This window comes from Pseudomonas sp. GNP013 (genome assembly GCF_054343995.1).
The window spans coordinates 3,988,181-4,000,260 of record NZ_JBTGUT010000001.1 but is presented as its reverse complement, the minus strand read 5'-3'; the positions used below and the strand labels follow the sequence as shown (position 1 = coordinate 4,000,260).

At 61.7% G+C, this 12,080-nt stretch carries 13 protein-coding genes; 8 read left to right on the top strand and 5 right to left on the bottom strand.

What is annotated here, in order from left to right; genetic code table 11:
- Window position 1: 1 nt before the first annotated feature.
- A complete protein-coding gene (gene fahA, locus ACXX81_RS17605) occupies window positions 2–1,288 on the top strand; it encodes a fumarylacetoacetase (RefSeq protein ID WP_209988982.1) in 1,287 nt (428 codons plus the stop codon).
- A gap of 12 nt (window positions 1,289–1,300) precedes the next feature.
- The gene (maiA, locus tag ACXX81_RS17600; RefSeq protein ID WP_458572126.1) at window positions 1,301–1,936 is read left to right on the top strand and encodes a maleylacetoacetate isomerase; all 636 of its coding nucleotides are present in this window, start codon (window positions 1,301–1,303) and stop codon (window positions 1,934–1,936) included.
- A gap of 222 nt (window positions 1,937–2,158) precedes the next feature.
- On the opposite strand, the gene ACXX81_RS17595 is transcribed toward maiA, so the two are convergent.
- Window positions 2,159–2,962, bottom strand: coding sequence for a SirB1 family protein (locus ACXX81_RS17595; RefSeq protein ID WP_322212741.1), 804 nt, complete (start codon window positions 2,960–2,962; stop codon window positions 2,159–2,161).
- A 186-nt stretch (window positions 2,963–3,148) separates the two neighbouring features.
- Here ACXX81_RS17595 and ACXX81_RS17590 point away from each other — a divergent pair, with 186 nt between their 5' ends.
- Window positions 3,149–4,168: a Leu/Phe/Val dehydrogenase gene (locus ACXX81_RS17590; protein WP_057006761.1), complete on the top strand. Its 1,020-nt coding sequence runs from the start codon at window positions 3,149–3,151 to the stop codon at window positions 4,166–4,168.
- A 53-nt stretch (window positions 4,169–4,221) separates the two neighbouring features.
- On the opposite strand, the gene ACXX81_RS17585 is transcribed toward ACXX81_RS17590, so the two are convergent.
- The gene (locus tag ACXX81_RS17585) at window positions 4,222–4,482 is read right to left on the bottom strand and encodes a YebG family protein (protein WP_003171979.1); all 261 of its coding nucleotides are present in this window, start codon (window positions 4,480–4,482) and stop codon (window positions 4,222–4,224) included.
- Window positions 4,483–4,798: 316 nt separating this feature from the next.
- On the opposite strand from ACXX81_RS17585, the gene relB reads away from it, so the two are divergent.
- From relB to ACXX81_RS17570, 3 genes are all read left to right on the top strand, one after another.
- On the top strand, window positions 4,799–4,987 hold the full coding sequence (gene relB / locus ACXX81_RS17580; RefSeq protein ID WP_231423024.1) for a type II toxin-antitoxin system RelB family antitoxin: 189 nt from the start codon (window positions 4,799–4,801) through the stop codon (window positions 4,985–4,987).
- On the top strand, window positions 4,977–5,246 hold the full coding sequence (locus tag ACXX81_RS17575) for a type II toxin-antitoxin system RelE/ParE family toxin (protein ID WP_322212743.1): 270 nt from the start codon (window positions 4,977–4,979) through the stop codon (window positions 5,244–5,246). Before relB ends, ACXX81_RS17575 begins: the two co-directional genes overlap by 11 nt.
- 168 nt (window positions 5,247–5,414) lie before the next feature.
- The gene (locus ACXX81_RS17570; protein ID WP_209988994.1) at window positions 5,415–5,903 is read left to right on the top strand and encodes a phosphate-starvation-inducible protein PsiE; all 489 of its coding nucleotides are present in this window, start codon (window positions 5,415–5,417) and stop codon (window positions 5,901–5,903) included.
- Here the strand turns inward: ACXX81_RS17570 and ACXX81_RS17565 are convergent.
- Window positions 5,900–6,217, bottom strand: coding sequence for a DUF3509 domain-containing protein (locus tag ACXX81_RS17565; protein WP_322212744.1), 318 nt, complete (start codon window positions 6,215–6,217; stop codon window positions 5,900–5,902). The two genes, ACXX81_RS17570 and ACXX81_RS17565, sit on opposite strands and share 4 nt — an antisense overlap.
- Before the next feature lie 337 nt (window positions 6,218–6,554).
- Window positions 6,555–7,931: an L-serine ammonia-lyase gene (locus ACXX81_RS17560; protein WP_458572125.1), complete on the bottom strand. Its 1,377-nt coding sequence runs from the start codon at window positions 7,929–7,931 to the stop codon at window positions 6,555–6,557.
- Window positions 7,932–8,068: 137 nt separating this feature from the next.
- Here ACXX81_RS17560 and ACXX81_RS17555 point away from each other — a divergent pair, with 137 nt between their 5' ends.
- A complete protein-coding gene (locus ACXX81_RS17555) occupies window positions 8,069–9,016 on the top strand; it encodes a LysR substrate-binding domain-containing protein (RefSeq protein WP_458572124.1) in 948 nt (315 codons plus the stop codon).
- Window positions 9,017–9,229: 213 nt separating this feature from the next.
- Window positions 9,230–9,640, top strand: coding sequence for an HPF/RaiA family ribosome-associated protein (locus ACXX81_RS17550; protein WP_057006756.1), 411 nt, complete (start codon window positions 9,230–9,232; stop codon window positions 9,638–9,640).
- Window positions 9,641–9,704: 64 nt separating this feature from the next.
- Here the strand turns inward: ACXX81_RS17550 and fecA are convergent, their stop codons facing one another.
- Window positions 9,705–12,044 carry a TonB-dependent Fe(3+) dicitrate receptor FecA gene (fecA, locus tag ACXX81_RS17545; protein WP_209989005.1) on the bottom strand — a complete coding sequence of 780 codons (2,340 nt, stop codon included), beginning with the start codon at window positions 12,042–12,044 and terminating at the stop codon, window positions 9,705–9,707.
- Between the last annotated feature and the right edge of the window lie 36 nt (window positions 12,045–12,080).

Sequence of the window (12,080 nt, the reverse complement as noted above, 5' to 3'; positions counted from 1 at the left end):
CATGACGCAGCCAACCCTCACCCGCAGTTGGGTCGCCTCCGCCAACGGTCATCCTGATTTCCCGTTGCAGAACCTGCCCTTGGGCGTGTTCAGCGTCAACGGTTCTGCCCCGCGCAGTGGCGTGGCGATTGGTGACTGCATTCTCGACCTGCACGCCGCCCTGGATGCGTTCGAGGGTCAGGCGCGCCGCGCCGTCGAGGCCACCGCTGGCGGCCAGTTGAACGCCTTCTTCGAACTCGGCCGTGGCCCGCGCGTGGCGCTGCGTGAACGCCTGCTGGAGCTGCTGGCCGAAGGCGGCTCACTGCAGGCGCGTGAGGCCCAGGTGCTGCATCGCGCCGCCGACTGCCAGATGCACGTGCCGGCCAGAATCAACGACTACACCGACTTCTATGTCGGCATCGAGCATGCACAGAACGTCGGCAAACTGTTCCGCCCCGACAGCCCGCTGCTGCCCAATTACAAGTACGTGCCTATCGGCTATCACGGCCGTGCGTCAACCATTCGCCCGTCGGGCACCGAGGTGCGTCGCCCCAAGGGCCAGACCTTGCCGGCCGGCCACACCGAACCGGTTTTCGGCCCCTGTGCGCGACTCGATTACGAGCTGGAGCTGGGCATCTGGATTGGCCAGGGCAATGCCATGGGCGACGCGATTGCCATCGGCGATGCGGCCGAGCATATCGCCGGTTTCTGTTTGCTCAACGATTGGTCGGCGCGCGATATCCAGGCCTGGGAATACCAGCCGCTGGGGCCGTTCTTGTCGAAGAGCTTTATCACCACCCTGTCGCCCTGGGTGGTGACGGTGGAAGCGCTGGAACCGTTTCGCAAGGCGCAGCCGGCACGACCCGAAGGTGATCCGCAACCGCTGTCCTACCTGCTGGACACCCGCGATCAAGCTGCCGGCGCCCTGGATATCGAACTCGAGGTGCTGCTGCTCACGCAGGCCATGCGCGAGCAGAATCTGCCGGCGCACCGTCTGGCCCTGAGCAACAGCCTGCACATGTACTGGACCGTCGCGCAGTTGGTGGCGCATCACAGCGTCAACGGTTGCCAGTTGCAGGCCGGTGACCTGTTCGGTTCGGGCACCCTGTCCGGGCCCGAAGCAGGACAGTTCGGCAGCTTGCTGGAGATGACCGAAGGCGGTAAACGGGTGGTCGAATTGCCCAACGGCGAGGTGCGCAAATTCCTTGAGGACGGCGATGAAATCATCTTGCGTGCACGCTGCCGCCGTGACGGGTTTGCGTCCATCGGATTCGGTGACTGCCGGGGTACTGTCATCGCGGCGCGCTGAGAGGGCAGGGCGATGCAACTCTATACCTACTACCGTTCCACCTCGTCGTACCGGGTGCGTATTGCGTTGGCGCTGAAAGGCCTGGCGTTCAGCGCGGTGCCGGTCAACCTGCTGGTGCCGCCGGGAGGCGCGAATCATCAGCCCGAGTACCTTGCGATCAACCCGCAAGGGCGCGTTCCGGCGTTGCGCACGGATGACGGCGAACTGTTGATTCAGTCACCGGCGATCATTGAGTACCTGGAGGAGCGTTATCCACAGGTGCCGCTGCTGTCCAGGGATCTGGCGACCCGTGCCCACGAACGTGCGGTGGCGTCGATTATTGGCTGTGATATTCACCCGTTGCACAACTCCAGTACCCAGAACCTGCTGCGCCAGTGGGGACACGATGAGGCGCAGTTGCTGGAATGGATCGGTCACTGGATTAGCCAGGGCTTGGCCGCAGTCGAGCAGTTGATTGACGATGAGGGGTATTGCCTGGGCGAGCAGCCGGGGCTGGCGGATGTGTTTTTGATTCCGCAGGTGTATGCCGCGCAGCGCTTCAAGGTGTCGTTGGCGGCGTATCCACGAATTCAGCGGGTAGCGGCGTTGGCGGCGCAGCATCCGGCGTTTATCCGGGCACATCCCGGCAGTCAAGCTGACGCGCCTTAGCTTCAAATGCGGAAGGCTCTGTGACGAGCGGGCTTGTCGAGGCGAGCGGGCTTGTTGTGGCGAGCGGGCTTGCCCCGCGTTGGGGTGCGAAGCGCCCCCAATCAAGAAACACGCGGTGTGCCTGATACGGCTCAGCGCCTGGTTTTGGGGCGGCTTCGCCCCCCAACGCGGGGCAAGCCCGCTCGCCACGACAGGCCCTATCGCCATTAGGAGTGCACGTGTTCAGTGCACGACCGAGTTGGGGGGCAGATGACCCAGCCGTTCGGCCAGGCGCAGGCGCTGGATCGGGTCTTCGCTGAGCAGCAGCGCATGTTCCAAGTCAAACCGCTCGGCGCTGGGACAGTCCAGGCGCTGGTACAGACTGGCCCGCGCCAGGTAGTCGGCGGCGCTGGCGTTGCCCAGTTCCAGCACGCGCTCGGCGTCGACCAGCGCGGCCAGGTAATCATCGTTGGACAGGTGCAACTGCCGCAGGTTACGTGACAGTCGTTGCAGGATCGAACGCGGCTCGGCGGTGTGCAGGTGCTCGGATTTCAGCGTGAGGTTGGGGCCGTATTGACGTTGCAGCAGTTCGCGGCAGTCGTTGGGGTAGAGGCGTCGACCGCCGCAGGGGTCGAGCAGATGATCGGCACCGGGCACACGCAGCAGAAAGTGACCTGGGAAGTTCACGCCCTGCAGGGGGATTTCCAGGCGCCGCGCCAGTTCCAGTGCGATCAGGCCCATGGCCAGCGGCTGCCCGCGCTTGCGTTGCAGCACCTTGTCCAGCAGGGCCGCGGCGGGGCGTAGCGGGGTGAAGTCGTCCTGAGCAAAGCCCAGGTCATTCATGCGGCGCAGCAGCGGCTGGCCGAGTTCATCCGTCGGCAATATCGGCATGGCCAGGCTGACCTGTTGCTGCAGCAAGGCAACGTCACGCAGGATCGCCGCCGGTTGCACGGCCGGGTCGTGCTCGGCGGCAATCCACAGCGCGGCTTCAAACAGCGCAGGCGGCGAGCGTTGCAGGCAGGCGAAAAAGGCTTGGCGGGGAGTCATTGCAATCTCCGGCAGATGCCCCGTTTTAGCCTTGCTGCGAATGTACGTCCAGTGTCTTGAGAAATATCCTGCCTGCTTATGTCGGAACGCCTACGAATTCCGCCTGCTTATTCCAGCACGCTTCAGCGGATTTTTACCGCGAGCCTATACTTGGCCCACGACCAGACGTGATCCGGGAGCTTGACGATGTTTGCTCTCATGCATGACACCCGCCTTGAATCGCTGCACCTGAGCATCGACCCGGTGACCGGGCTGAAGGCGATCATCGCTATTCATAACAGCCGCCTCGGTCCTGCGCTGGGCGGTTGTCGCTACCTTGCCTACCCCGATGACGAAAGCGCCGTGGCGGATGCTGCGCGCCTGGCCCAGGGCATGAGCTACAAGGCGGCCCTGGCCGGGCTGCCGGTGGGCGGCGCAACGGCGGTGATCCTGCGGCCTGCCCATGTGGAAGACCGCGCGGCACTGTTTGAAGCCTTTGGCCGCTGCATCGAGCAGTTGGGCGGTCGCTACATCACCGCCACCGACAGCGGGACCTCGGTGGCCGATATGGACTGCATCGCCCAGCACACCCGTTTCGTTACCAGCACCAGCGCTGCCGGCGATCCTTCGCCCCATGCGGCCATGGGCGTGTTCGCCGGCATTCGCACCACGGCCATGGCCCGCCTGGGCAGCGACAACCTCGAAGGCTTGCGCGTGGCGATCCAGGGCCTGGGCAACGTGGGTTACGCGCTGGCCGAACAACTGCACGCCGCCGGTGCCGAACTGCTGGTCAGCGACATCGACCACGGCAAGGTGCAACTGGCCATGGAACAGCTCGGCGCGCACCCTATCGCCAACGATGCCTTGCTCAGCACGCCCTGCGATATCCTCGCGCCCTGCGGAGTCGGTGCCGTGCTCAACCGCCAGAGCGTTGCCCAACTGCGTTGCGCCGCCGTGGCCGGTTCTGCCAGTGCACAACTGACCAACCTGCAGATCGCCGACCAACTGGAAGGGCGCGGCATCCTCTACGCCCCGGACTACGTGATCAACTCCGGCGGACTGATCTACGTCGCCCTCAAGCACAGCGGCGCGCAATTGCCGACCATCACCGCGCACCTTTCCAACATCGGCACGCGCCTGACCGAAATTTTCGCCCACGCCCAGGCCGAAAAACGCTCACCCGCACGCGTGGCCGACGAACTGGCCGAGCGCCTGCTCTACCGCTGACCGGGCATTAAAAAGGCCCTGAATCAAGGATTCAGGGCCTGTTCAATTCGGGCTTATTCCGCCGCTGCGTTGAGCAACTCGGACAACGCGTCCGGCTGGCTCTTGAACGCCTTGGCAAACACATCGCGATTTTTCGCCATGTAGATCCCGGCTTCCTCCACCTGCTGCTCGCTGAGGGACGGCACGGCTTTTTGCAACACTTCTGCCAGCAACTCAGCGAGTTCAAGCATTTTGTCATGACGGTCAGCTTCGGCTTTATCCATGAACAAACGCTCCAGATCTCGGCTGCTGCGGTATACCACTTCGACGGCCATTCACCACCTCACATGCCTTCACGATAGATGTCTTTTGCGACTACTGTATTTATATACAGCGAAAAGCATAAGCCAAACGCGGGGGTTTGGATAGCAGGATTTAATGTAGTCGGAAAATAGCGTCGCTTGATCAATCTGTGCCTCGTCGCGTCCCGCCACCCTCATGCCTCTAACAGACTGTTCGCACGCTAGTGGGGCAGCCAAAAAAAACCGTCGCACAAGCCTGGATTTTTCCTGTTACTCACTTCATCGCTTGGAGCACGACAGTAAAAGGGCCAGCGGCTAGACTCCTTCCTCATCGACAACGGAGCCTTCAATGGACACTTCCTTTTCCTCTGGTACCCACGCAGACACCGAAGAGCAGGCCGATGGCTACAACCGCTGGTTTCGCGCCAGGGTACAAGCTGCGCTTGATGACAAAAGCCCCGGTATTCCTCACGACGAGGTAATGGCTGAAATGAAATCGCTCATCGAGTCTAAACTCAAGAAAGGCGATGCTGATTGAGTGGCTACCCGCGGCGCGGGTGGAGTTTCGTCAAATTATTGATTATCTGAGTGATCGCAATCCTGTAGCAGCGCTGGAGCTTATGCGATCAATCGAGGCTTCTGTACTGGCTCTTTCTCGTAGGCCACATCTCTACCGTCCCGGAAGAATCAACGGCACGCGTGAGATGGTGGTACATCCCAATTATCTGGTCGTATACAAAGTGACGGACCACATCCGGATCCTTTCGGTTTTACACGCGCGCCAACGGTATCCATGAGCGACTGCTTCTCGGATGAGCGTAATATTCACTTTTCCAATTCCCAGACGTGCCCCGTCGCACCCCGCCGCCCTCTCACTTCCCGGCACTGGCCTTTTTTCTGCATGCAGAACAACCGTCACGTCCATCCCGCATTATCCGGTCGAGTCGACCTAAGGAAGCACCATCGTGAAAATCAACTGGGCCGAAAGGCTGCGCCGGCAGGTACACGGGCTGGCCGAGTCGCTGGGCAATCTGTTTGTCGAAACCTTCCACTATCTGGCGCTGTTCGCCATTGGTGCGGTGACCGCGTGGGCAGCGGTGATGGAGTTTCTGGGGATGCTGGAGAACGGGCACATCAAGATTGATGACATCCTGCTGTTGTTCATCTATCTGGAACTGGGCGCGATGGTCGGGATTTATTTCAAGACCAATCACATGCCGGTACGCTTCCTGATCTACGTGGCGATCACCGCGCTGACGCGCCTGCTGATTTCCAACGTGTCGCACCACAACCCGCCGGACCTGGGCATCATCTACCTGTGTGGCGGCATTCTGTTGCTGGCGTTCGCGATTCTGGTGGTGCGCTACGCCTCGTCGGCCTTCCCGTCGATGAAGATCGAAGGCCCGCGTCGCAAAGGCGAGGCGAGCCTGGAAACCGAGAAGGGCGAGCTCTAGAGCCCGGCGCTGAAGGGCTGGTTACGAGGGGGCGGTGGCTGCAGCATGTTGTGGCTGTCGCCATCGGTCATCACCGCCAGGATATCCATGGCGCTGTGGCCCTGCTCGATGGCAATGCCGAACTGGATGCTCTGCACCAGGCGCTTGAGCCGTTTCGGGTCTTTGCGCTGTTCGGCGCTGATCATGCGTTTGGCCACCACGCCATCCTCGTTGGAGAGGGTGAGCATGATGCTGCCGTCCAGCCGCTGGATGCTCAGGTTGACGCGGTATTGGGGGCTGAAGGTGTCGGTGATGATCTGAAAAGGATTGTCCATGGTGCGTTACCGCCTGATAAGAACATGCAGTCATTGACGACCGGTGTCGGGATTGGTTCGCATTGCCTGACCACCGGTCACTCCGTCGCTGAGGGTTCACAAGGTCCGTTTTCCTCAATAGCTGTACAGCAAAGGGCGTGCCGTACAACGGTCCCTGTTACAAGGAGATGCAACTGTGGGAGGGGGCTTGCTCCCGATAGTGGTGTGTCAGCCAATGGATACTTGGTTGATGTACCGCTATCGGGAGCAAGCCCCCTCCCCACATGGGGTCGGTGGGGTGGGGGGACGGGTGACCTGTTTCAGGGCAGCGCCGATAAAACGGTCGCTTGCAGCGCACTCAGCACTCCACCCAGTTGACCGCCAGGCCGCCGCGCGAGGTTTCCTTGTATTTGTCGTGCATGTCGGCACCGGTGTCGCGCATGGTGCGAATCACCCGGTCCAGCGAGATGAAATGCTTGCCGTCTCCGCGCAAGGCCATTTGCGTGGCGTTGATGGCCTTGACCGCCGCGATGGCATTGCGCTCGATGCACGGCACTTGCACCAGGCCGCCGACCGGGTCGCAGGTGAGGCCGAGGTTGTGTTCCAGGCCGATTTCGGCGGCGTTTTCCAGTTGCTCGGGCGTGGCGCCGAGGATGTCTGCCAGGCCTGCGGCGGCCATGGCGCAGGCCGAGCCCACTTCGCCCTGGCAGCCGACTTCGGCACCGGAGATCGAGGCGTTTTTCTTGCACAGGATGCCGACGGCGGCGGCGGCCAGGAAGAAATTCACCACATCATCGTCAAACGCGTCGGGGTTGAACTTCATGTAGTAGTGCAGCACCGCCGGGATGATACCCGCCGCGCCATTGGTCGGCGCAGTGACCATGCGCCCGCCGGCGGCGTTTTCTTCGTTGACGGCGAGGGCGAACAGGTTGACCCACTCCATGGCCGATAACGTCGAGGTGATGACGTTGGGCTTGCCGATCTCCAGCAGGCTGCGATGCAGTTTTGCCGCACGGCGCGGCACATCCAGGCCGCCGGGCAGAATGCCCTCATCGCGCAGGCCTTGCTCCACGCACTCGCGCATCACCGACCAGATATGCAGCAGGCCGCTGCGGATCTGTTCGTCACTGCGCCAGGCGCGCTCGTTGGCCATCATCAATTCGGAAACCCGCAGGCCGTGTTTATTGCACAAAGCCAGCAGTTCAACGGCGCTGGAAAAGTCGTAGGGCAATTCAACATCGCTGGTCGGCGCAATACCCGAGTCCGCTTCAGCCGCGTCGATGATGAAGCCGCCGCCGACCGAGTAGTAGGTTTGTTCGCTCAATAGCCCGTTGTCACCGTAGGCGTGCAGGGACATGGCGTTGGGGTGGTAGGGCAGGCTTTCGTCCAGCAGCAGGAGGTCGGTGTGCCAGTCGAAGGCGATTGCCTGTTGGCCTGCCAGCAACAGCCGGCCGGACTCGCGCAATTGCTGGATACGCGGGTTGATCGAAGTGGGATCGACCTGATCCGGCCATTCGCCCATCAGGCCCATGACGCAGGCGCGGTCGGTAGCATGACCTACGCCGGTCGCGGACAGCGAACCGTATAAGCGCACTTCGACGCGGCGTGTTGCGGCCAGCACCTGCTGGTCGATCAGCGCCTGGGCAAAGGTCGCCGCCGCCCGCATCGGGCCGACGGTATGGGAGCTGGAGGGACCGATGCCGACCTTGAATAGATCAAAAACACTGATAGCCATGCTAAACCCTTACAAGCAATGGAACAGAAATCGCTGCCATCTTTTGTGGGACGAGCGCAATTGGCGTGATACTGAGCGTGTGGATTGGTGCTGACCAACGAATTATCCTAAGAAACCCTTTAGCAGGACTAAACCCTATGCCACGTCCCCTCCATGGCCAGACCTATATGTGGCTGCACGTGTTTTCCTGCGCTGCGAGGCACTTGTCATTTACCCGCTGCGCAGAGGAGTTGCACATCACGCCGGGCGCAGTGAGCCAGCAAATTCGCCAGTTGGAGGAGCGCCTGGGCTTTCGGCTGTTTCATCGGCGGGCTCGGGGCGTGGAGCTCAGCGCTGAAGGGCAGCGGCTGGCCGCCACGGTGGGGGCGGCGTACGGCAGCATCGACGCCGAACTGCAGCGGCTGGATGCGGGCATGATCAGCGGTACCCTGCGGCTGCGCTCGATCCCGTCGTTTCTCGGTAAATGGCTGACGCCGCGCCTGCCACGGCTGCAGCAGCGTTTTCCTGACATCCAACTGCGTCTGGTTGCCGAAGACAGCAGCGTCGCCCTGCATGAAGGGGATTTCGATCTGGCCATTGACCTGAATGACGGCAGCTACCCCGGGCTGTTATCCACAGCCCTGCTGGATGAGCAGATTTTTCCGGTGTGCGCCCCCAGCCTGCTGCGTGGCCGCCCGCCGCTGCACGGGCCGGCGGACCTGGTGCACTTTCCGTTGCTGCACGACATTACCGCCTGGCGTGGGAGTTATGAGTACGCGGAGTGGGAGTTCTACCTGAATGAAATCGGCTATCACCACGCCGATGTGCGCCGGGGGCACACGTTCAACCGCAACCACCTGACCATCGAGGCCGCCATCGCCGGCATGGGCGTGGCCATTGCGCGGCGCACCTTGCTCAACGATGAGCTGGAACGCGGCACCTTGATCGTGCCATTCGGCCTGGCGGTGCCCAACCATAAACGCTATGTGCTGCTGTACGCGCCGGGCGCGCTGAATCATCCGGGCGTGCGCGCGGTGCATGATTGGCTGGTGGAGGAAGCAGGGAATTTTCGCGCATTGCACCCGTTGGCGGAGGGGCAATCATGAGGAAATGTGGTCGTAAGAAGATGTAACCAACTCCCCACCCTAACAGCGTTTCTGCTTGTCGTCAGGGTTAATTTGTAATGTAGGATTTATCTTTGAAAAGGGGTTGAATTGTTTCAGCGGGTGCTCAATTGTGTAAGCAGGAGGTCATGGTTTCACCACCCCGGTGTTGCAGTTTGTGATCTCTGGCGAGCTAGCTGAAATAAGGGAAGAACTATGCAAATCCAAGTCAATAGCGATAACCATATTGAAAGCAGCATCCGACTGGAGGAGTGGGTACGTACTACCATCGAAAGCACGCTCGAACGTTATGAAGAAGACCTGACCCGCGTTGAGGTTTACCTGCGCGATGAGAACGGCGACAAGCCCGGTCCCCACGATTTAAGTTGCCGCCTGGAAGCACGGCCAAAGGGCCATCAGCCGCTGTCGGTCCTGCACAAGGCCGATACCTTGGAACAGGCAATCGACGGTGCAGCCACCAAGCTCGATCACGCGCTGGAGCACTTGTTCGGCAAACTGCAAGGCAAGCCCCGCGCTGCCGCGAAAAACCAGCCGATCAATAAAGTGAATGAAGATGCGCTGGAACAGGAATTCCTGGAAAACGAAAACGCCGCGATCAACAGCTGACGGTTTTTTCACCCCCTGATAAAACGGGCCTGCAGATGCAGGCCCGTTTTCGTTCAAGCGTCGATCAGAACGCGATGGAGGTTTGCACGTACACTGTGCGCGGCTCGCCGACGTATTTGCCCTTGTTGTTATCGTCAAACGAGCGTGTGTAGTACTGCTTGTTGAAGATGTTCTTGACGCCCACCGCCACGTTCAAATCCGACAGTTGCGGGCCGAAATCGTAGGCCGCGCGGCTGCTGAACAGCATGTAGCCGGGGATGCGCCCGTTGGCACCGTCGGCGCTTTCGGCGCGGGTGTTGGCGTTGTCGGCGAACTGGCTGCTCTGATAGCTGCTGTCCAGGTTGAGCTTCCAGTGGCCTTCGGTGTAGCCCACGCCCAGGGTGCCTTTGTGTTTGGACGAGAAGGGCACGCGGTTGCCCTTGTTCGGACCGTCTTCGCGGATGGTGGCGTCGACGTAGGCGTAGCTGGCGTACACATCAAAGCCGGCCAGCGCCGGGCTCAAGCCGTCGAGGGCGTAGTTGATGCTCGACTCGACGCCCTGATGACGCGTCTCGCCGCGAGCGATCACCGAATCGTTGGTCTGGTTGCTTTCGTACTGGTTGTCGAAGTTGATCAGGAACGCGCCGATTTCCGCGCGCAGGTTGCCGTTGTCATAGCGCGTACCCAGTTCCCAGGTGCGGGCCTTCTCCGGTTTCACTTCGCCGCTGCTCACGCGGTTGGGCATCTGGCTGTATTGCACGCTGCCGAACGAACCTTCGGTGTTGGCGTAGAGGTTCCACTCGTCGGTAAGGTGATAGAGCACGTTCAGCGCCGGCAGCGCGGTGTTGTAGTCGCCCTTGTACTTGACGTTGCTGAGGTTGTTGGTCTGCTGCGACTCGATCATCTCGTAGCGAATGCCCGGGGTGATGGTCCATTTGCCGATATCGATCCGGTCATCGATAAAGAACGCATTGGCTTCGGTGCCGCCACGGGTGTCGCGGTCGTTGCGACTGTTGGTGGTGGGCATCTGCTGGTTGTTGGCCGAGATCGGCGTGCGGTAGCGCAGCTCATGACCGGCTTCGTTGATGTAGCGGTAGCCCACACCCACTTCATGGCTGGTGGGGCCGAGGTCGAAGCCCTGGGCGAAGCGGGTCTCGATGCCGCGTACCCAGTATTCGCGCGGCGACAGGGAAAGGAAGCTGCCCTGGTCCAGGTAACCGCTGCGCAGGGTCTTGGTGAAGAAGCTGTTGATGGTGAATTCGCGGCGGTCCTGCTCGTAGCGGTAGCCGACGTTGAACATCGTGCGGCGACCCCAGAATTTGTCGTAGGCGCGGGTGGACTGGTACGGATCGGCCTTGTAGTCGGCCACGTTCAGACCGCCGGGCATGTCGGCCTGGCCTTCGTAGTACTGCGCCATGGCGTTGAAGCTGTTGGCATCGTCCAGTTGGTATTTGCCCTTGAGGATCAGGTCGTCGATACGCGTGTCGCTGTTTTCGCGCCAGTCGCCGCCGCGGGTGCCCGAATACAACAGGGCGCCACCCAGGCCGTTGTCGGCGGTGCCGCCAGCAAGCAGGTTGCCGGTGGTCTTGAAGCCGTCGTGGCTGGAGGACGGGCTGGTTTCGGTCTGCAGGCCGCCCTTGACGGTGGGCGCATCCGGGATCGCGCGGGTCACGAAGTTGACCACGCCGCCCACGTTCTGCGGGCCGTAACGCACTGCACCACCGCCGCGCACCACGTCGACCGCGTCCATGTTGCCCATGCTGATCGGCGCGAACGACAGCTGTGGCTGGCCATAGGGCGCGAACGGCACCGGAATACCGTCCATCAGCACGGTGGAGCGCGATGCCAGGCGTGGGTTGAGGCCGCGAATGCCGAAGTTCAGCGCCATGTCATGACTGCCGGTGCCGTTGTTGTCCGGGGCGTTGACGCCCGGGATGCGGTTGAGCACATCTTTGGCCTGAGTGGCGCCCTGGCGTTCGAATTCCTCGCGGCGGATCACATCGCGGGCGCCGGGGTGTTCGAAGACGTTGGTCTGCGCAGCATCGCCGAGCCAGTCGCCGACCACGCTGGAGGTGGCCAGCTCCAGCGTGGCCGGGGCGTCTGCCGGTTGCAGGCTGAAGGCGTTGTTGCCCTCAGCGCGGGCTTGCAGGCCGGTGCCTTCCAGCAGTTTCTGCAGGCCTTCGGCGGCGCTGTAATTGCCCGACAATCCACGGCTCTGCATGCCGGCCGTCACTTGGGAACCGAAGGAAAGCAGCACGCCGGCTTCGCGGCCAAACTGGTTCAGGGCTGTTTCCAGCGAGCTGGGGGCGATGTGATAAGGCTTGGCGTCGGCCGCCATGACGGGTGGCAGCAGGGTGAAACTGAGGCTGGCGCCCAGTAACAAGTGGCGCAGGGTGCGGGCGAGCAGGGAGGGTTGCTGGGGCATGGGACGCGGTCCTGAGAAGACGGATCAAGGGGGCTT